The 18,984-nt window shown below is 71.2% G+C and carries 18 protein-coding genes and 3 pseudogenes; 8 read left to right on the forward strand and 13 right to left on the reverse strand.

Going from position 1 to position 18,984, the window contains the following annotated elements; translation table 11 throughout:
• Window positions 1-11: 11 nt before the first annotated feature.
• The gene (locus QSK37_RS05415; RefSeq protein WP_285617959.1) at window positions 12-497 is read right to left on the reverse strand and encodes a hypothetical protein; all 486 of its coding nucleotides are present in this window, start codon (window positions 495-497) and stop codon (window positions 12-14) included.
• Window positions 498-641: 144 nt separating this feature from the next.
• On the opposite strand from QSK37_RS05415, the gene QSK37_RS05420 reads away from it, so the two are divergent.
• Window positions 642-2,084, forward strand: a complete 1,443-nt coding sequence (locus QSK37_RS05420; protein ID WP_285617961.1) for a sulfatase family protein — start codon at window positions 642-644, stop codon at window positions 2,082-2,084.
• Between the two features lie 7 nt (window positions 2,085-2,091).
• Here QSK37_RS05420 and QSK37_RS05425 read toward each other — a convergent pair whose 3' ends face one another.
• The 5 genes from QSK37_RS05425 to QSK37_RS05445 are packed head-to-tail and all read right to left on the reverse strand — an operon-like array spanning window position 2,092 to window position 5,426.
• Complete coding sequence (locus QSK37_RS05425; RefSeq protein WP_285617963.1) at window positions 2,092-2,631, reverse strand: YbaK/EbsC family protein; 540 nt, start codon at window positions 2,629-2,631, stop codon at window positions 2,092-2,094.
• 13 nt (window positions 2,632-2,644) lie between these two features.
• Complete coding sequence (locus tag QSK37_RS05430) at window positions 2,645-3,280, reverse strand: maleylpyruvate isomerase N-terminal domain-containing protein (RefSeq protein ID WP_285617964.1); 636 nt, start codon at window positions 3,278-3,280, stop codon at window positions 2,645-2,647.
• 26 nt (window positions 3,281-3,306) lie between these two features.
• Complete coding sequence (locus tag QSK37_RS05435; protein WP_285617966.1) at window positions 3,307-4,149, reverse strand: M55 family metallopeptidase; 843 nt, start codon at window positions 4,147-4,149, stop codon at window positions 3,307-3,309.
• Between the two features lie 60 nt (window positions 4,150-4,209).
• Window positions 4,210-4,488: an Ig-like domain-containing protein gene (locus QSK37_RS05440; protein WP_285617968.1), complete on the reverse strand. Its 279-nt coding sequence runs from the start codon at window positions 4,486-4,488 to the stop codon at window positions 4,210-4,212.
• Window positions 4,467-5,426 carry a LysR family transcriptional regulator gene (locus QSK37_RS05445; protein WP_285617969.1) on the reverse strand — a complete coding sequence of 320 codons (960 nt, stop codon included), beginning with the start codon at window positions 5,424-5,426 and terminating at the stop codon, window positions 4,467-4,469. Before QSK37_RS05445 ends, QSK37_RS05440 begins: the two co-directional genes overlap by 22 nt.
• A gap of 73 nt (window positions 5,427-5,499) precedes the next feature.
• Here QSK37_RS05445 and QSK37_RS05450 point away from each other — a divergent pair, with 73 nt between their 5' ends.
• Window positions 5,500-5,889 carry a RidA family protein gene (locus QSK37_RS05450; protein WP_285617970.1) on the forward strand — a complete coding sequence of 130 codons (390 nt, stop codon included), beginning with the start codon at window positions 5,500-5,502 and terminating at the stop codon, window positions 5,887-5,889.
• A gap of 15 nt (window positions 5,890-5,904) precedes the next feature.
• Here the strand turns inward: QSK37_RS05450 and QSK37_RS05455 are convergent, their stop codons facing one another.
• A complete protein-coding gene (locus tag QSK37_RS05455) occupies window positions 5,905-6,291 on the reverse strand; it encodes a hypothetical protein (RefSeq protein ID WP_285617971.1) in 387 nt (128 codons plus the stop codon).
• Window positions 6,292-6,487: 196 nt separating this feature from the next.
• On the opposite strand from QSK37_RS05455, the pseudogene QSK37_RS05460 reads away from it, so the two are divergent.
• Both QSK37_RS05460 and QSK37_RS05465 read left to right on the forward strand, forming a co-directional pair.
• A pseudogene (locus QSK37_RS05460) lies at window positions 6,488-6,610 on the forward strand (transposase); the annotation flags it as partial.
• Window positions 6,611-6,630: 20 nt separating this feature from the next.
• The gene (locus tag QSK37_RS05465; protein WP_285617973.1) at window positions 6,631-7,848 is read left to right on the forward strand and encodes an RNA-guided endonuclease InsQ/TnpB family protein; all 1,218 of its coding nucleotides are present in this window, start codon (window positions 6,631-6,633) and stop codon (window positions 7,846-7,848) included.
• A gap of 58 nt (window positions 7,849-7,906) precedes the next feature.
• On the opposite strand, the gene QSK37_RS05470 is transcribed toward QSK37_RS05465, so the two are convergent.
• The 3 genes from QSK37_RS05470 to QSK37_RS05480 form a co-directional block, all read right to left on the reverse strand.
• Window positions 7,907-8,722, reverse strand: coding sequence for a heavy metal-binding domain-containing protein (locus QSK37_RS05470; protein WP_285617975.1), 816 nt, complete (start codon window positions 8,720-8,722; stop codon window positions 7,907-7,909).
• A 73-nt stretch (window positions 8,723-8,795) separates the two neighbouring features.
• Entirely contained in the window at window positions 8,796-9,674 is an 879-nt protein-coding gene (locus QSK37_RS05475; RefSeq protein WP_285617976.1) for a heavy metal-binding domain-containing protein, read from the reverse strand.
• A 61-nt stretch (window positions 9,675-9,735) separates the two neighbouring features.
• Window positions 9,736-10,515, reverse strand: coding sequence for an enoyl-CoA hydratase/isomerase family protein (locus QSK37_RS05480; protein ID WP_285617978.1), 780 nt, complete (start codon window positions 10,513-10,515; stop codon window positions 9,736-9,738).
• 145 nt (window positions 10,516-10,660) lie between these two features.
• Here QSK37_RS05480 and QSK37_RS05485 point away from each other — a divergent pair, with 145 nt between their 5' ends.
• The 4 genes and pseudogenes from QSK37_RS05485 to QSK37_RS05500 all read left to right on the forward strand — a co-directional run bounded on the left by QSK37_RS05485 (window position 10,661) and on the right by QSK37_RS05500 (window position 16,988).
• Window positions 10,661-11,698, forward strand: coding sequence for an SCO2583/SCO2584 N-terminal domain-containing protein (locus tag QSK37_RS05485; protein ID WP_285617980.1), 1,038 nt, complete (start codon window positions 10,661-10,663; stop codon window positions 11,696-11,698).
• A 1,106-nt stretch (window positions 11,699-12,804) separates the two neighbouring features.
• Window positions 12,805-13,155 (forward strand): annotated as a pseudogene (locus tag QSK37_RS05490) (SNF2 helicase-associated domain-containing protein); the annotation flags it as partial.
• Between the two features lie 258 nt (window positions 13,156-13,413).
• Window positions 13,414-16,167 (forward strand): annotated as a pseudogene (locus QSK37_RS05495) (SNF2-related protein); the annotation flags it as partial.
• Complete coding sequence (locus tag QSK37_RS05500; RefSeq protein ID WP_285569679.1) at window positions 16,167-16,988, forward strand: SWIM zinc finger family protein; 822 nt, start codon at window positions 16,167-16,169, stop codon at window positions 16,986-16,988. The pseudogene QSK37_RS05495 and the gene QSK37_RS05500, both read left to right, overlap by 1 nt.
• 18 nt (window positions 16,989-17,006) lie before the next feature.
• On the opposite strand, the gene sigJ is transcribed toward QSK37_RS05500, so the two are convergent.
• The 3 genes from sigJ to QSK37_RS05515 form a co-directional block, all read right to left on the reverse strand.
• Window positions 17,007-17,903: an RNA polymerase sigma factor SigJ gene (gene sigJ, locus QSK37_RS05505; RefSeq protein WP_285617981.1), complete on the reverse strand. Its 897-nt coding sequence runs from the start codon at window positions 17,901-17,903 to the stop codon at window positions 17,007-17,009.
• Entirely contained in the window at window positions 17,900-18,241 is a 342-nt protein-coding gene (locus QSK37_RS05510; protein ID WP_285617982.1) for a hypothetical protein, read from the reverse strand. The genes sigJ and QSK37_RS05510 overlap by 4 nt, the downstream gene beginning before the upstream one ends.
• Window positions 18,242-18,309: 68 nt before the next feature.
• Window positions 18,310-18,870, reverse strand: a complete 561-nt coding sequence (locus tag QSK37_RS05515) for an FAD-dependent oxidoreductase (RefSeq protein ID WP_285617984.1) — start codon at window positions 18,868-18,870, stop codon at window positions 18,310-18,312.
• Window positions 18,871-18,984: the final 114 nt, after the last annotated feature.

Below are 18,984 nucleotides of genomic sequence, written 5' to 3' on the forward strand. Positions count from 1 at the left end.
GCGATCTCCCGTTAGGAACCGCTCCAGCGGGAGACCTCGCGGCGGCGCAGGAGCAGGCCGGCGGTCAGCAGCGCGCCGCCCGCGACCGGCGTCGGCAGCAGGTAGGGCACGAAGTCCAGTGCCGACCCGCCCGGCGGATCGGTGGCGAACAGCACGGCGAAGGCCACCGTCGCGACCAGGAACAGGCCGCCGATCAGCGTGCCGACCCTGGACATGAAGGCGATCGCCACGCGCCCGCCGCGCCACAGGCGCCAGACCATCAGGGCGAAGACCAGCGTCCAGAACACGATGTAGGCGACGTCACCGCCATGGCCGCCCTTCCGGTCGTGGGCCAGGCCCCACACCGCCGTGCCCACCGAGCAGATCCAGAAGGCCGCGAAGAGGAGGATGGCGACGACCAGCGAGAGGGGCCGGCCGCGCCGGCCGACCGTACGGGCACGGCGGACCGGTGCGCGGCCGGGCTCGGAGCCCTCGGGGCCGGGTTCGGGCGGCAGCATGACCCGGGAGCGTACTCCGGCGCTCTGACGGGCCCCTGACCGATCCCCGTGGGCCTCCCATGCGCGTGCCAGGGTGATCCCACGGTCTTCCAAGGCTCTTCGGTCACGCTGACGGTCTGTCATGTCACCGACGGAAGGCCAGAGATGAAGCGGCTCGTGGCACTGACCCTCGCGGCCGGCCTGGCGCTCGCCTCCTGCCGGGCGGACGCCACCGAGCGGACCTCCCGGTCGGCGGCGCACGCGGCGGACCGGCCCAACATCGTCTTCGTGCTGACCGACGACCTCGCGACCAACCTCCTCCCGTACATGCCGGAGCTCGCGCGGATGCGGCGGCAGGGGACGACCTTCACGCACTACTTCGTGACCGACTCGCTGTGCTGCCCCTCACGGTCGACGACGTTCACCGGCGAGTTCCCGCACGACACCGGCGTCTTCACCAACAGCGGCGCGGACGGCGGCTACCAGGCGTTCAACGCCCACGGGAACCAGCGGAACACGTTCGCGACCGCGCTGCGGGCGGCGGGCTACCGCACCGCCATGATGGGCAAGTACCTCAACGGCTACCAGCCGGCCGACCCGGTGCCGCCCGGCTGGAGCGAGTGGGACGTCGCGGGCGACGGCTACCCCGAGTTCGACTACTCGCTCAACGAGAACGGCCGCGTCGTCAAGTACGGCCACCGGCCGGGCGACTACCTGACCGACGTGCTGAACCGCAAGGGCCAGGACTTCATCGCCGCGTCGGCCAGGTCCGGGCGGCCGTTCATGATGGAGCTGGCGACCTTCGCCCCGCACGGCCCGTTCACGCCGGCGCCGCGCGACGCGAACAAGTTCCCGGGGCTCAAGGCCCCGCGCGGGCCCTCATTCAATGAGGCGGACATGTCCGACAAGCCCGCGTGGATCAAGGACCATCCCAAGCTCACCGCGAAACAGATCAACAAGATCGACACCTCGTTCCGCAAGCGGGCCCAGGCCGTGCAGGCGGTCGACAAGATGCTCGGCGACCTCCAGACGGCCCTGAGGGCGAACGGCGTCGACCGCGACACCTACGTCGTGTTCGGCTCCGACAACGGCTTCCACATGGGCGAGCACCGCCTCGCCTCCGGGAAGATGACCGCCTACGACACCGACGTCAACGTGCCGCTCGTGGTCGCCGGGCCCGGCGTCGCCGCCGGCCACAAGACCTCCGCGCTCGCCCAGAACACCGACCTGTGCCCGACCTTCGAGACTCTCGGCGGCGTCAAGGTGCCGGACACGGTGGACGGACGCTCGCTCACGCCGTTCTTCACGGGCGGCACGGTGAAGGACACACGTGACGCGGTCCTGGTCGAGCACCACGGTCCCGACAACGCGGTGAACGACCCCGACCGGCCGACCAGGGCGAGCGGCAACCCGCCGAGCTACGAGGCGATCCGCACGGCCCACGAGGTCTACGTGGAGTACGCCGACGGCGAGCGTGAGTACTACGACCTCGCCAAGGACCCGGACGAGCTGGACAACACCGTGAGCCAGGTGCCCGCGAAGCGTCTGGCCCAGCTGAAGTCGATGCTGCACCGCCTGGAGAAGTGCTCCGGCACGGCCTGCCGGTGAGAGACGGTCAGGAGGCCACGGGGCGGGCGAGGTCCGGCAGGACCTCGCCCGTCGCGATCTCGGCCAGCGACGCGCTGGGCACCACGAGCTTGGAGCGGCGCACACCGCTGCCGACCACGACGTAGGGCTGCTCGACGACCGCCGCGTCCACCAGCACCGGCCAGGCCGGCGGGAGGCCGAACGGGGTGATGCCGCCGTACTCCATCCCGGTCTCCGCCACGGCCTGGTCCTGCGGGGCGAACGACGCCTTGCGCGCGTCGAGGCGCCGGCGGACCACGCCGTTCACGTCGGCGCGGGTCGTCGCCAGCACGACGCAGGCGGCGAGGCGCACCTCACCGCCCCGTTTGGCCGCGATGATCACGCAGTTGGCGGAGGCTTCGAGCGGAGTCCCGTACCGCTCGCAGAACGCGGCCGTGTCGGCGAGCTCGGGATCGATCTCGGCGACCTGGAAGGAGCCCTCACCCTTCCAGCCGCGCAGCGCCTCGGCGACGGGCGCGGCGAGCAGGTCGGTGCGGTCGAGGGCGGGTTCGAGTGTCAGTCCCCACATGTGTCGAACTCTCTCACAGGGCCGAGATGGAGGCGGGCGCGCGCTCGGCGCGGCTGAGGCCGCGCAGCACTTCGACGGCGCCGTGCCGGCGGATCGCGATGCGGGACAGCAGATCGACGACCGTCTCGACGGCCTCGGCGGGCAGTTCGGGCGTTGGCACGCCGACGCTGCAGGCGAGGTCGTCGCTGTGCACCGTGATCTCCAGCAGCCGGCTCGTCACGAAGTCGTCCAGCGTGAGCGAGAACGGCCAGCCCGCGCGGCGGACGCGGCGGGACGGCGCGTCCGGGAGCGCGACGCGCAGTGCCGCGACGGCCGTCGCGGCCCGCTCGGCGAGCGCCCGCGGGCCGTCGGCGGCGTCCTTCTCCCCCTTGGCCCGGATGCCCTGGTTGAACTCGTCGTCCAGGTCGGAGCCGATCCAGGCCGCCCGCGCGTAGTAGGCGTGGATCCCGATCGTCTCCTCGGCCGCCTCGGGGCCGTCGAGCGCCTGGGAGACGAAGAGGATCTGGCCGGCGAGGTGACCGGCCAGGCCCCGCACGCTGAGCCGGTCGAGCGCGCTCGGCTCGTCCCACGCGTCGGCCACCTCCGGGGCGGCCAGCAGGCCGGCCGCCCCGTCGGCCGCCGTGAGGAAGAGATCTCGGATGTCCGTCATGCTCCGTCTCCGTGCCAGACGCCGGGTCAGCCGTACTGCTGCCCGCTGCAGCCGACGCTGCCGCCGATGGTCGCCAGGATGCCGAGCACCGACATGATCTGACCGTAGTCGTCGCTGGTGAACTCCACCGAGCGGGTGCCCGCGCGCTTGACGCCGGGGATCATCGCGCACGACTCGGCCATCGACGTCGACGCCCAGTCGATGCCGAGGGTGTACGGCGGCTCGACCACGTGGGGGCGGAACCGGTCGAGGTCGCGCAGCGCGCGGGCGGCCGCGGCGCGGATCAGCGACTGGGCCCGCGCGGGCGGCAGCACCTCGGCGGAGTAACGGTCGATGCCCTTCTTCACCTCGACCGTCTCCACGTCGCCGAGCAGTACGCGGGCCTCGGCGCAGGCCGCCTCGTCGCCGGTGACCAGCACGACCGGCACGCCCATCGAGCCGGCCAGCCCGGCGATCAGCCCGATCTCGCCGCAGACCTCGCCGTTGAGGTAGAGGTTCTGGATCTCATAGCCCATCCAGGTGTGATTGAGCACGCCGTGGGGCACGCCGGCGCGGGCGTGGTAGCCGACGAACATGGCCGCGTCGTGCGACGGGCCGATGCCCTGGCCCATCCGCAGCGGGCGGTACGGCCCGCGGATCAGCGTGCACCGCTCGTCGATGAGGTCGGCGCGGATGTTCTTGGTGCTGCCGTGCGCGTCGGTGACGACGACGTCGACCGCGCCGGCCTCGTACGCCCCGGCGACCGCGGCGTTCGCGTCCGCGGTCATCAGCTCGCAGCCGCGCTCGTAGCCTCGGCCCTCGGCGCGCATCTCGTCCGGATCGGTGAGCCCGGAGACGCCCTCCATGTCGACCGAAACGAAAACCCTCATGGTGGAGAACCCCCCTCGCGATACGGCAAGCACGACCGTACCGCGCGGGGGGTGGATGGTTCACCCGGTCACGGTCGAGATGAGCTTTCCGGTCACGCCTCCGCTGGTGACCGAAACGGTCGCCGTGCCCGGCCGGTGCGCGGTGAGCCCGCCGGTGGCCCGGTCGACCGAGACCACTCGCGAGTCGCTGGAGGTCCACACGGGCGAAGCAGGGTCGGCGATCGGCAGGGTGAGCGTCGGCAGGTTGTCACCACTGACGGCCGCGCCGGTCCCGGTGAGCGTCGCCTTCGCACCCGCCGCGAGCGACGACGGCCCGGTCACCGGGATCGAGGCGAGCACCGGCTCGCACGGCCCGACGGCCGACGAGCGGGTGGCTCCTCCGCCGGATCGTGGCCGACGGCCGCCAGCAGGTGCGCGACCAGGGGATTCTGGTCGCCCTCGCGCCAGGCGACGGCGACTCCCGTGCGGGCGGTGCCGGGCTCGATCCGGCGGAAGGCGACGCCTTTCAGGCGGATGTGCCGGATGCTCGCCGGGGCCAGGGAGACGCCCAGTCCGCTTCTCACGAGCGCGCACACGGTCTGCCATTCCACTGCGTGCTGGGCTATCCGGGGTGAGAAGCCCGCGGCGGCGCACAGGCCCGTGATCTGGTCGTGGAGTCGCGGGCCGGCCTCGCGGGGCAGCAGCACGAACGGCGAGTCCGCCAGCTGCGAGAGCCTCACGGTGCGCCCGGCGGACAGTGGGTGGGCGGATGGCAGCACCGCCACGAAGGGTTCGCTGAGTACCGTCTCGAAGCGGAGTTCCGTCTCGTCGGCAGGGGGTTCGCGCAGCAGTCCGATGTCGATGGTCTCGTCGTGCAGGGCGGCGATCTGCGGCGCGGTGGTCATCTCGTGGATGTCCAGGTGCACCTCGGGAAACCGCTGCCTGAAGGTGCGCAGCAGGCCGGGCAGGACCGTCAGGGCGAGGGAGGCGGCGAAGCCGATCCGCAGGCGGCCCGCCTCCCCGCTGCCGACGGCCCGCGCCGCGGCCAGGCCGGCCGTGAGGTCGGCGAGGGCCCGCCGGGCGGCCGGGAGAAGTTCGCGGCCCGCCGGGGTCAGCGTGACGCGTCTGGGCCCGCGGTCGAACAGCGGATGGCCGACCTTGTCCTCCAGGCGGCGGATCTGCTGGCTCAGCGGCGGCTGGGCGATGTCCAGACGCGCGGCGGCGTGGCCGAAGTGGAGTTCCTCGGCGAGCACGACGAAGGCGTGCAACTGTGCCAGCGGTAGTTCGGGGCGCTCCATACGCCTAGAGATATCAAGCGGTGCCGAAGGCGGTATTAGACGTATCCGTGCTGGTCCCCTTAGCGTTCGGCGCATGACAGAGCGACGCGCGATCCTCAGCGGCTCGACCTTCGAGGAGCAGATCGGCTACGCCCGCGCCGTGGTCGACGGCGACTGGGTCCACGTGTCCGGGACCACCGGGTTCGACTACACCACCATGACGATCTCCGAGGACGTCGTGGAACAGGCCGAGCAGGCCCTCCGCAACATCGAGGCCGCGCTGGCCGAGGCGAAGTGCACCTTCGCCGACGTGGTGCGGGTGCGCTATCTGTTGCCCGACCGGGCGGACTTCGAACCCTGCTGGCCGGTCCTGCGCCGTTGCTTCGGCGAGGTCCGGCCGGCCGCCACGATGCTCATGTGCGGCCTCGCCGACCCCCGGATGAAGATCGAGATCGAGGTGTACGCACGGCGGCCCACCGTGTGAGGCCGATCGGGCGCGTCAGGCGCCGGTGACCAGGCGGCGCAGGGCCTCGGCGGCGCGGGCGTCCGCCTCCGCCTGGGCGACCAGTTCGCGGGCCAGAGCCTGGACCCACACGTCCAGGCTCACCTGGTCGCGGGACAGCACCACGCCGCGTACCTCGTGGTGGATCTCGGCGACCGGCCGGTGACCGCCGGTCAGCGAGAGGGTGCGCTCGCCCAGCCGGACCACGATCCGGCTGGGATGACCCTCGCGGCCCTTGAGACGGTCACCGAGGCTGCGCTCGTACTCGACCGTCACGCTGCCCGGCGGCAGCACGTCGGCCAGTGTCACCGTGAGCACGCGCGCGTAGGTGGCGACGTCCGCCGCGTCCTGCCGCAGGGCGGCGGCCACCGTGTCGAATTCCATCAGGTCTCCTTCGAGAGGGACTACCGGCTCTAGCCGGTGGGGGAATCGAAGGTCCCCTAGGGGCTGCCCGGCGTAGCCGGGACGGCCACCCCGCCCGGGTGTGGCCGGTTCAGAAATTACACGCTTCGTGAACAGGCGATGTCTGTATGTTAGCGGTGCGGCTGCGGCCGGGAGGGTTCGCCGGTTCTCGGGCGCCGTGTACGACCTCGGACTGCACATGGTGTCGTGTCCGAAGTACCGCCGCCCGGTCCTCGACGGCCAGGCCGCGGCACGTCTAGAGGAGCTGATCCACGCCAAGGCCGACGAACGTGGATGGGAGAATACGAAAGAGGACGGTTCGTGATCCGCGCTTATAAGTTCCTCTTGCGTCCGACGGCCCGTCAGACGGTCGTGCTGGGTGAGATGCTGCGGGATCACCGTTCGCTGTACAACGCCGCTTTGGAACACCGTCGTACGGCCTACCGCAGGGCGGGTGTGACGGTCCGCTACGGCGAGCAGTCGGCGGAGCTGAAGGCGATCCGTGCGGATGACCCCGACGGTCAGGGCCGGTGGTCGTTCTCCTCCCAGCAGGCCACGCTGCGTCGCTTGGACAAGGCGTTCGCCGCGTTCTTCCGCCGGATCAAGGCCGGGCAGACGCCGGGCTACCCACGGTTCAAAGGGTCCGGGCACTTCGACACCGTCGTCTTCCCCAAGGACGGCGACGGCTGCCGCTGGGACTCCAGCCCCCACGCCACCCAGGCCCGGGTACGCCTGCAAAGTGTCGGGCATGTGCGCGTACACCAGCACCGGCCCGTACGGGGCCGCGTGAAAACGATCAGCGTCAAGCGTGAGGGCAAACGCTGGTACATCGTCCTGGCCTGTGACGACGTCCCCGCCGAACCGCTCGCGCCCACCGGCGCCCTCGTCGGTATCGACATGGGGACGACGCACTTTTTGACCACCTCCGGCGGCGCCCATGTCGCCAACCCGAAGTTCTTTGCGACGGTAGCCGGTGAACTCGCCGAAGCCCAGCGGCACCTCGCGACGTTCCCCGAACGCACCCGGCGACGCACCAAGGCCCAGCGCGCCGCCGCCCGGAAGGTCGCCAAGCTGCATGCCAAGATCCGGCGACAGCGACTCGACTTCCACCACAAGACCGCCCGCGCGCTGGTCCGTGACCACGACGTGATCGCCCACGAGCGACTGAACACAGCGGGCATGACCCGCGCACCCAAACCCAAACCCGACCCTGAAAACGATGGCGCGTTCCTGCCCAACGGCGCCGCCGCCAAGGCCGGGCTCAACCGCACCATCCTCGACGCGGGCTGGGGACAGTTCCTCCGAATCCTGGCCGACAAGGCTGAAAGCGCCGGTCGGCTCGTGATCCCGGTGAACGCCCGCAACACCTCCCGCACCTGCCCGCCCTCGGCTGGAGGCTGCGGGCACGTCAGCGCGAACAACCGCCTCACCCAAGCCAAGTTCCAGTGCACGGCGTGCGGCTTCACCGCCAACGCGGACCACGTCGGCGCGACGAACATCCTCAACAGGGCCGGGCTGGCCCTCTGCGACGCGGCCTAGCCACACCCGCAGGAAGCCCGCGCGTTCCCGCGTGAGTGGAGTCACGACGTCCAGTGAATCAGCGGTCGAGGCCGAGCACCATCTGCGGCTTGGCGATCACATGATCGGCGCGCAGCGGGCGTACGGCGGTGCCGATGGCGAAGAACTCCATCGTGTGGCCGCCCCACTGGTGGTGGAACTGGTCCAGGTACACGCCGACGACGCCCTCCGCGTGCAGCGCCTGACCCTCGGCCTGCATGCGGCTCATCGCCAGCTCCCGCGCGTCGTACAGGGCCTGGGTGAACTCCGGGATCTCGACGTTCTGCCCCATGCTGCCCAGCACCGACCCGAGCCGCCGGTGGGCGACGTGGTACACGCACGTGCCCATGACCATGCCCAGCGGCGCGTAGCCCGCCTGGATGAGGGTCCAGAAGTCCTGGCCGTTCAGGTCGGAGGTGAACGGCTGGTTCTTGTTGTTGCGCCAGTTCTGCGAGGTGTCGTCGGCCTTGACCGCGGTGCCGATGGCGATGAACTCGGCGATGTCGCTGCCGAAGTCACGGAACTCCACGCGCAGGCGCACCCCGACGATGCCGTCCGCGCCGAGCTGGTCGGCCTCGGCCTCCATGCGGGTCATCGCCAGCTCACGCGCGTGGTACATCGCGCCGGAGAGCTGGTCCAGCTCCATGTTCTTGCTCCACCGGCCGACCTGGATGCCGACGTGGTAGATCGAGCTGCCCAGCACCAGGCCGAGCGGCCGGAAGCCCGCCTCGCGGACCAGCAGGAACTCGTTGACGGACAGGTCGCTGGTGAACAGTGACCCGGGGGCGCCCGGCCGCAGCTCGGCGAGGCGCGCCATCGCGTCGGCGGGGACCCCCTGGGAAATGGGATCGGTCATGTGACCTCCTTCGTCGGCCTCATGACCAACGGTGCTGTGCTTGCCGGTTCCCTCGCTTCGCTCGGTCATGTGGCTACAACCTCATGATCGTCAGCGAGGAGGGCGGATGGTGGGAGGTGCGGAACTCGGCGACGGCGGTGCCGATGATCGTCGTCTCGACGACGTGGTCGTGCTGGTGGTCGTTGTAGGAGCATTCGCGCTCGCGTACGCGCAGGTCGATGCCGGACACCACGACGCCGTCGGCGCCCGTACGCGCGGTGTCGGACAGGAAGTGCCCGCGCGCCTCGTGCCGGGTGACCGAGACGAGCTCGGTCCAGCCCATGACCTCCTGGGCGGGGGCGAACGTCCCGGTCGACCAGCCGGTGCGCCAGTCGTCGTGGCGTACGCCCACCGAGGCGCCCATCACGAGGTCGACCGGCACCCAGCCGGCCTGGATGAGCTTGGCGAAGTCCTGGCCGCTCAGATGGGACAGGAAGACCCGGCCGGGCCGTACGGGACCGACCGCGCGCACGGCCGTGCCGACCGCCTGGAACTCCAGGTGGTGTGAGGCGCCCTGGAACGGAGCGATGGTCAGCTCGACCGCGACGACGCCGTCGCCGCCGAGCGCCGCGCACTCCGCGGCCATGCGGCTCATCGCGGTGTGCCGGGCGCGGTAGAGCGTGTCGACGTAGGTGCCGTATCCGCCCCAGGCCCCCTGCATGCCCGAGGTGACGGTGACGGCGGCGCCCGACCCGAACAGCCCGCTGCGGTAACCGCAGTCGACCCTCGCGCCGTACCACCAGCCGAGGTTGTGGACCGTGCTGCCCATCACCTGGCCGACCGGTTCGAACCCGATGGCGCGCAGTCCGGCGAACTCACCGACGCTCAGGCTGGAGGTCCACGTGCCGGCCTGCCGTGCCTGGCCGAGCCGGGCCATGGCCGCCGGCGGCAACTGCGGCTGGACCACGCTCACCTCCTGAGTCTTCGGTACGGGTCCACGACGTGTGACGTACGGGCCGGGAGGCAGGTTCCGGTCAGCGGCCGACGAACTTCGCCTTTCCCGGTCCTTCCTCCACGAAGCTGCGCATCCCGATCTTCTGGTCCTCGGTGGCGAACAGGGCGGAGAAGTGCAGCCGCTCGATCTCCAGACCGGTGGCGAGGTCGACCTCCAGGCCCGCGTCGACGGCCTCCTTGGCGGCGCGCAGCGCGGCCGCGGGCCCGCCGGCGTACCGCGCGGCCAGCTCCTTGGCGGCCTCGTACACCCGGTCGTCCGGCACGACCTTGTCCACGAGCCCGAGGTCGAGCGCCTCGTCCGCCGGGACGTGGCGGCCGGTGAAGATCAGATCCTTGGCGCGGGACGGGCCGATCAGCCGCGGCAGCCGCTGCGTGCCGCCCGCGCCGGGGATGACGCCGAGCAGGATCTCCGGCTGGCCGACCTTGGCCGACTCGCCGGCGACCCGGAAGTCGGCGCACAGCGCGAGTTCGAGCCCGCCGCCGAGCGCGTAACCGGTGATCGCGGCCACGACGGGCGCGCCGATCCCGGCGACGGCGTCCAGCGCGCCCTGCAGGGCGCGGCAGTGCCCGGCCGCCTCGACGTAGGAGAGCTCGGCCATCTCCTTGATGTCCGCGCCGGCCGCGAAGACCCGCTCGCCGCCGTAGAGGATCACGGCGCGCACGGCCGGGTCGGCGTCGGCGGCGCGCGCGGCCTCGGCCAGCTCGTCGCGCAGCCGGGCGTTGATGGCGTTCATCTTCGGCCGGTCCAGCCGGATCGTCGCCACCCCATCGGCGACCTCGAGACGCACGAACTCCCCCACGGCCCCTCCAAACGATCGACTGCGCTGCGTCCGCGAGCCTAACGCGCGGCGCCTCTCGGCGTAGCGGCACGTCAACCCCGACGGCCGCGAGCGGTCACCTCTTCCGTCAAGGCGTCCGTGGTCGCTAGGGTTCAGCCGCTCATCCTTGATCATTGAATGGAACACCGCCATGCCGGGCGACCCCGACCACCTCCTCTTCGACGAGGACTTCGTCAAGAACGCAGCGTTCACCGAACCCTCGGCGCGGGAACGCGGCAAGCGCCCCGGATGGCGGAAGCGCCGGCGGCTCGCCCGCGCGGAACGGCGGCGACGGCGCGCGATGAAACGGCAGCGGCGCGGCTCCCGGCTGAAGACGACCGGCACGGTGCTCGCGGTCCTCGTCGCGCTCGCCGCGGTCGGCGCGCTCGGCTGGAAGGTCCGCGGCGGCCGGGGGCTGTCCCCGGAGACGACGCCGGTCCGGCGGGGCGCGGTGCCGACACTGCGCGCCGCCGACCCGTTCGAGGGCTCGCCCGCCGCCGCGTACGCCGACGGCGCCGCCGGCATCACGCCGCCGGCCGCGACCGCGACGGGCGGCCTGTCCGCGCGCGACGTCGAGGCGGCGTACGCGAGAACCCGGAAGCGCCTCGTCGCGGCGGGGCTGGACCGGCCGACGCTGCTCGGCGGCAGTCCGGACGCCTTCGCCCGCGCGGTCGGCCCGGACGAGCGGTCGTACTTCGTCACCAACCTCAACAACCCCGACCTCGACAAGCGCACCCGCTCGTGGGTCGTGACGTTCGCGCCGAACACCGCCGCGCTCTCCGGCCCGGTCATCAAGGTGCACGGCACCATGTCGGCGCACCCGTCGGCCGTGAACCACCTCCGCGGCGCGGGTGTGCGGTTCGACTACCTGTTCGTCTATCCGATCGAACGCCCCGGCTCCCCCGCCACGCTGGAGCGGCTCGTGGTGCGGCTCAGCGGCGAGGTCCTCTTCTATTCGAGCGGCGGCACCCTGCACAGCCACACGTCGCGTTGGGAGTTCTTCTCCGACCCGGCCCGGTGCGACGTACGTGACGGGTTCATCCATCCGGCCTATCACGACTCCGCGCCGGAGCGGTCGCCCGGGACCGGCCCGGCGCACGACCCGTACGACCAGTCCCAGCCGATGCCGGGCGACGAGAAGTGCCTCCGCTCGTCCGGAACCTGACCCGTACGCCGTCACGGACCGCGGGCGTCGGAGGCTGCTGGTAGCTTCGCCGGGGTCCGTCACGTTGGGAGGCACGGGGGATGCTGGTCGCGCACGCCACCTGGCACGGTGGTGCGCTGTGCCTGTGGGCGGAGGATCTTGCGCTGCCGGCGACCACGCGTGTCCGCGTCACTCCACGGCCGCACCCGTTCGCCGCGGCCGACTTCACCGGCACCTCGTACGCGCCGCTCACCGCCGGGGCCATGCGGGTCACGCTGTCCCTGCTCCTGCCCGGTTCGGCCGACGGCCCGCTGCCCTCACCGGAGCTGGCCCGCGAGCCGTCGGCCAAGCGTCCCGCCGCCCACGTGTGGCGGGTGCCGGCGCTGGCCCTCGACCCGTTCGCCGCGATGGCCCTGCTCTCCTCCACCGGCGAGGCCGACGACGTCGTACGCGGCTCCGACCTGCGGTTCTTCGCACTCGTCGCCGACGAGGCGGTGCACCTCGCCGGGCGCGGCCGGGTGCTGCCCGCGCTCCTGCGCGAGGACGGCGACCTGACCGCCCGCTGGCGGCCGGTGGTCACCGGCGCGGACGCCGAGCGGTTCCGCGAGCTGGCCCGCGCGATGCCGCCCGCCTGCCGCGCCGCCGACGGCGGCCGTCCCGCGGCGGAGCTGCTGCTGGAGGCGCTGACCGGCCTGGCCGACGCGGCGGTGCGCGGCATCGTCCCGCACCCGCTGCTGGCCGACCGCACCGGCCGGGTGCCCGACCGGCTGCCGCTCGCCGAGCGCTGGGCGGCGGCGCTGACCGGCCCGGATCCGTCCGTGGCGCGCGAGCCGGGCGACGACCCGGCCACTCTCGGCGCCGCCCTCGACGACTGGGCGGCGGCCGCGAGCCGTCCGTCGGGCCCGCTGCGCGTCTGCTTCCGGCTCACCGAGCCGCCCGAGGACGATCCCGGCGGGCCGTGGTCGGTGCAGTTCGCGCTGCAGGGCACCGACGACCCGAGCCTCTACGTCCCGGCCGCCGCGATCTGGACCGGCGAGGTCACCTCGGTCGCCGACGCCGAGGAGACGCTCCTCGCGGGCCTGGGCCGCGCGCTGCGGCTCTATCCCCGCATCGCCGACGCGCTGCGGATGGCCACGCCGACGAGCGTCACCACGGACGCCGCGGGCGCGTTCGCGTTCCTGCGCGAGGTCGCGCCGCTGCTGTCGGCGGCCGGGTTCGGCGTGCAGCTGCCCCAGTGGGCCGGGCGGGCACGGCTCGGCATGAAGCTGACGACGCGCACCAAGACCGAGTCCTCGGGCGCCACCGTCTCCTCTGGGTTCGGCCTCGGCGACCTCGTCGACTTCCGGTGGGACCTGGCGGTCGAGGGCGAGGACATCACCGAGGAGGAGCTGGCCGAGCTGGCCCGGCTCAAGGCGCCGCTGGTCCGGCTGCGCGGCCGCTGGGTGGAGCTGGACGACGCGCAGCTCCGCGCGGCGCTGGAGTTCCTCAGCCGGGGCCGCGAGGGAGAGATGAGCGCGGCCCAGGCCGTACGCGCCGCCATCCACGCGGGCGACGACACACTGCCGCTGCTGGAGATCGACGCCGACGGCGCGTTGGGCGACCTGCTGTCCGGCGAGGCCGACCGCCGCCTGGAGCCGATCCCCACCCCGGAGGGCTTCGAGGGCACCCTGCGCCCGTACCAGGAACGCGGCCTGGCCTGGCTGTCCTTTTTGGACAGCTTGGGGCTAGGTGCGGTGCTTGCGGACGACATGGGACTCGGAAAGTGTTTGCTACCAGAAACGCCTGTTTTGTCGAACGGGGCATTGATCAAAGCGAAGGACATGTGGGCCCGCTTCGCCGGTCCGATCGAGCCGGATGGAGAGGGCGAGTGGGCCCAGCCTACACAGCGGTTGACGACGAACTCTCTCGACGGCAACGGTCAGGTCGTTGAAACCGAGATATGCCGACTATATCGGCAGCACATTCGTGAGCCCGTCCGCCGCATCAGCCTTTCCGATGGCAGCTCGATCATGGTGACGCGACGCCATCGGCTAATGGGACGCGACGGCTGGACGAATGATCTCAAGCCCGGCGACCGCGTATGCGTACCGGCGCGCCTTCTCCACGTCGGCCGATCAGTCGACCCGGATCTAACGATTCTTCTCGCCTGGCAGATCAGCGAGGGGTACGAAGGCGACGGCTGGGTACTGCGCATCACCCAGAAAAAGAGCGAGGTACTTGACGATCTCCATCAGCGCCTACTCCGGGTGGGACACCGGTTCGATCTCAAGCTGAACACACCGAGAATACTGGAGCCGGATACCCACCACTCCTGTCCGACGCTGCGAATGCACAGTAAGTCGTACGCCTATTTCCTTGAAGAACTCGGATACCGCTGGGGCCGCGTGGCGGCCCACAAGAAGATCCCTGACTTCATCGTCTCAGCGGACGATGACACACTTCGCCTCTTTCTCCGCCACTATTTCGCCGCCGAGGGATCAGTCGGTACTCGGACCCGCCTTATAGAGATCGCCTCAGCATCCCCGCTCTTGATGCAGCAACTGGCAACGATGCTCAGACGGTTCGGCATATGGTTGCGCATCTCAATCAGGATGAACTGTGCCACCAATGGAACGAGGACCAAACGACCATACGCCATCGGACTTATCGGCGGGTCGAGCGCTCGGCTCTTCCGCGAGTACATCGGCATCGCCGATCCAGAAAAGCAGGAAAAGCTCGACAGGATCTGCGAACTCCCTGCGAACACTAACGTCGAAGGCATACCCGGAAGTGATCTGCTGTCCGCAGCTCACACCCTCACCGGGCTTCCGATGCGGCATTTCGGCGTGAAGCCGGTGTACTTCGACGGCAGCCAGGAGCTTTCCAAGAACTCGGCAAAGGCTGTCGTCGGAGCGATGGACCGAGTCCTCGACGGCCGGGCTCTGGCCGAGTACTCCGCCCTCCCCAAGAGCAGGTGGACTGCCGCGACACTCGCCGCGTACGCGCGACTGGACCGCGACAGGTTGATCGCCATCCGCGAAACGTTGAACGACCGAGTGGACCGGCAGGCGTTCTACGCGACCGTCGTGTCGGCGGAGGACGTCGACTACGAGGGCTGGGTCTACGACTTCGAAGTGCCCGAGCACCACAACTACGTCGCGGCGGGGATGTTCTGCCACAACACCGCGCAGACGCTGGCGTTGCTGGAGCGTGGTCGCACGTCGGCCGCCGCGGGGGCGACGCTGCTCGTCGGGCCGATGTCGCTCATCGGCAACTGGCAGCGGGAGGCGGCGCGGTTCACGCCCAAGCTGCGCGTCTACGTCCACCACGGTGTCGGGCGGCATCGCGGGGAGGATCTGGAGCGCGCCGTACGCGACGCCGACCTCGTCCTCACCACCTACGGCACGGCCGCCCGCGACCGCGAGGCCCTGTCGGCCATCGACTGGGACCGGGTGGTCTGCGACGAGGCGCAGGCGCTGAAGAACAGCGGCACCCGGCAGGCGCAGGCGGTACGGGGCATTCCCGCGCGCGGGCGGCTCGCGCTCACCGGCACCCCCGTCGAGAACCACCTGACCGAGCTGTGGTCGATCATGGAGTTCGCCAACCCGGGGCTGCTCGGGCCGCGGCAGGCCTTCCGTGAGCGGTTCGCCGCACCGATCGAGGCGCACGGCGACCAGGAGGCCGCGGCGGCGCTCGCCCGAGCAACCGGCCCGTTCATCCTGCGGCGCCTGAAGACGGACAAGTCGATCATCACCGACCTGCCCGAGAAGCAGGAGATCAAGGTCTGGTGCAACCTCACGCCCGAGCAGGCCTCGCTCTACCAGGCCACGGTCGAGGACATGCTCGACCGTATCGCGGACAGCGAGGGCATGGAGCGGCGCGGTCTCGTCCTGGCGACCATGGCCAAGCTCAAACAGGTCTGCAACCACCCCGCCCACCTGCTGAAGGACGGCTCGAGGCTGCCCGGCCGCTCGGGCAAGCTGGAGCGGCTTGAGGAGATCTGCGCCGAGGTCGTGGAGCAGGGAGAGAAGGCCCTCGTCTTCACTCAGTACTCCGAGTTCGGCGCGATGCTCCAGCCCCACCTGGAGGCACGGCTCGACCGGCCGGTGCTGTGGCTGCACGGCGGCACCACCAAGAAACGCCGCGACGAATTGATCCGCCGGTTCCAGCAGGACGCCGAGCCCTCCGTCTTCCTGCTGTCGCTCAAGGCCGCCGGCACCGGGCTGAACCTCACCGCCGCCAACCACGTGATCCACGTCGACCGCTGGTGGAACCCCGCGGTCGAGGACCAGGCCACCGACCGGGCGTTCCGCATCGGCCAGACCAAGAACGTCCAGGTCCGCAAGTTCATCTGCGTGGGCACCATGGAGGAGCGCGTCGACGAGATGATCGAGCGCAAGAAGGCCCTGGCCGAGCGCATCGTCGGCACCGGCGAGGGCTGGCTCACCGAGCTGTCCGTCGCCGAGCTGCGCGACGTCGTGCGCCTCGGGTCCGAGGCGGTGAGCGCCTGATGCCGATGTACGGTCCCGCGCGCCCGGTCGAGGGCGGGCTGCGCGCCCGCAGCGAACGCGGCACGATCGGCGAGGAGTGGTGGTCGCGCCGCTTCATCGACGTGCTGGAGTCGTTCGCCGACAAGGGCCGGCTGAGCCGGGGACGCGCGTACGCCCGCAAGGGCCAGGTGATCGACCTGAAGGTGGACGCGTACGAGGTCACCGCGCGCGTGCAGGGCTCGGAGGCCGAGCCGTACGACGTGGCGATCGGCATCGACGCGATCGACGAGCCGACCTGGACGGCGATCGAGGAGGCGCTGGCCTCGCAGGCGGTCTTCCGCGCGCGGCTGCTGGCGGGCGAGATGCCGCCGGAGATCGAGGACGTCTTCGGCGCGTTCGGCATCCCGCTGTTCCCCGGGGCCTCGGGCGACATGCACCTGATGTGCAGCTGCCCCGACTGGGGCGAGCCCTGCAAGCACACCGCCGCCGTCCTCTACCTCCTGGCCGAGGCGTTCGACGACGATCCGTTCCTGATCCTCGCGTGGAACGGCCGCACCCGAGAGGACCTGCTGGCGAGCCTGCGCCGCCTCGACTCCGCCGACGCGGCGGCCGAGGCCGACCCGCTGGAGATCGAGGAGACACCGATCACCGAGCGCCTGGACGACTTCTGGACCCCGGCCGCGGTCCGCGACCGCCCGCCGGCGCCCCCGATGCCGCCGGGGCTGCTGCTGAAGCTGCTCGACCCGCCGAAGGTCAAGGTGCGCCGCAAGGAGCTGACCGACGTGCTCCGCCCCGCGTACGAGGCCCTGTCCGGCCTCGATGAGGCGGAGCAGGCCGAATGAGCGCCACTCGCGAGCTTCCTACCGGCTGATCTGACGCGGGACCGCCACCGCGAGGAGTTTGTCCGGATTGCGGATGGCGTAGAAGTTGGTGATCTCGCCGTCGGTGATCTCGATCAGGAAGACGCCTTCGAGGTGGTCGCCGTGGTAGGCGGCCAGCGCGGGCGCGTTGTTGCAGTTGACCAACTCCATGCGCATGTCCGGCATGCTCCGGTCCGCGCGGAAGAGGTCGATGAGGAGCGCGGCGACCTTCTCCGCGCCTACCACCGGGCGGCGCGACGCGGTGGTCTTGCCGCCGCTGTCGGCGGTCCAGGTGGCGTCCGGCGCGAGCAGCGAGAGCAGCCCGTCCGTGTCACCGGTGGCCGCGGCCGCCATGAACTGCTCGGTGAGCCGCGTGATCTGCGCCGCGTCGACGGGCTCGAAGCGTTTACGGCGCGCCTGCACGTGTGCGCGGGCGCGGTGCGCCACCTGGCGCACTGCGGCCACGGATTCACCCACCGCTGCGGCGATGTCGTCGTGGTCGAAGGCGAACACCTCGCGCAGCACGAACACCGCTCGTTCGTCGGGGGTGAGTGTTTCGAGCAGCACGAGCATCGCCATGGACACCGACTCGGCGAGCACCACGTCGGTCGACGCGTCGTGCTCGTCGAGCAGCAGCGGCTCGGGCAGCCAGGGGCCGATGTAGTCCTCGCGACGGCGCGCGCCGGCCCGCACCGCGTTGAGCGCCTGGCGGGTCACCAGCCGCGCCAGATACGACTTGGTGTCCCGCACCGTCGCGAGGTCCACTCCGGCCCACCGCAGATAGCTGTCCTGCAGCACGTCGTCGGACTCGGTCGCCGAGCCGAGGATCTCGTAGACGATCGTGAACAGCAGCGGCCGCAGCAGGGTGAACCGTTCGGCGTGCTCGTCGGCCGTCATTCGGAGGTGACCACCCGCGCGGCGGAGACCGGCTGCTCGGGCCTCGGGCCGCCCTTGAGCCAGACCAGGGAACCCGGCTTGCGGGCCTCGCGGCGGATCTTCACCACGCCGAGCCTGCAGGTCATCTCCTTGACCCTCGCGCCCACGCGGCCGCCGATGTAGAGGTTCACCACGGCGTCGTCCTTGCGGGCGAGCTGCCGGACGCCGACGCGCCGGCCGAGGCTGATGCACGTCCCGGTGAGGGCCAGGTCGATCGGCGCGGGTTCGGTCCCCGCGATGTGGCTCAGCACGGTGTCGGCGGCCTGCGCCCCGAGCGGCCCGGCGGCCTGGCAGCTCATCCGCACCGCCTGACCCGACGGTGCGGCGGCGTCGCCGGCCGCGACGATACGTTCGTCGTCGACGCTGGTCAGCGTCTCGTCGGTGAGCAGCCGGCCGAGCGCGTCGGTCCGCAGCCCGCTCGCGCCGCCAGGTCCGGCACGCCGAAACCCGTCGTCCAGATGGTGAGTGCGCTGGGACGCACCGCACCATCGGCGAAGACGACCGAGTCCGGCCGGACCTCGGTCACCACGTCGCCCTCGCGCACGGTGACACCGTGCCGGGTCAACCACTTGGCGACGTACCGGCGACCCGGCGTGCTCAGTGACGGCATCAGGGTGCCGCCGCACACCAGCGTGACCGTGCGTCCTTGTTCGGCCAGTTCGGCGGCCGTCTCGATGCCGGTCGGCCCGCCGCCGACCACGGTGACCGGAGCATCGAGCGGCGACTCCCCCAGCCTGGCGCGCAGCCGCTGCGCGGGCTCGAACTCAGCGATGGGGAGGGCGAACTCGGCCGCCCCGGACACCGACGACGGTATCGCCGCGCTGCTGCCGACCGCGTAGATGACGTGGTCGTAGTCCAGCGCGCGGCCCGACGCCAGCTCTACCGTCCTGGCGGAGGTGTCGATGCGCGTGGCGCCGTCGACGACCAACGCGATGCCGTCGCCGAGCAGCGTGCCGTAGTCGACCGTCGCGTCGCCGGTTCCGCTTGTGGCGTGTGTCGTGTTCGGTCATGCCCACAAGACACCACCCGGCGTGACATGCGT

The organism is Actinoallomurus iriomotensis (genome assembly GCF_030269445.1).
In the GTDB taxonomy this organism is placed as follows: domain Bacteria; phylum Actinomycetota; class Actinomycetes; order Streptosporangiales; family Streptosporangiaceae; genus Actinoallomurus; species Actinoallomurus iriomotensis.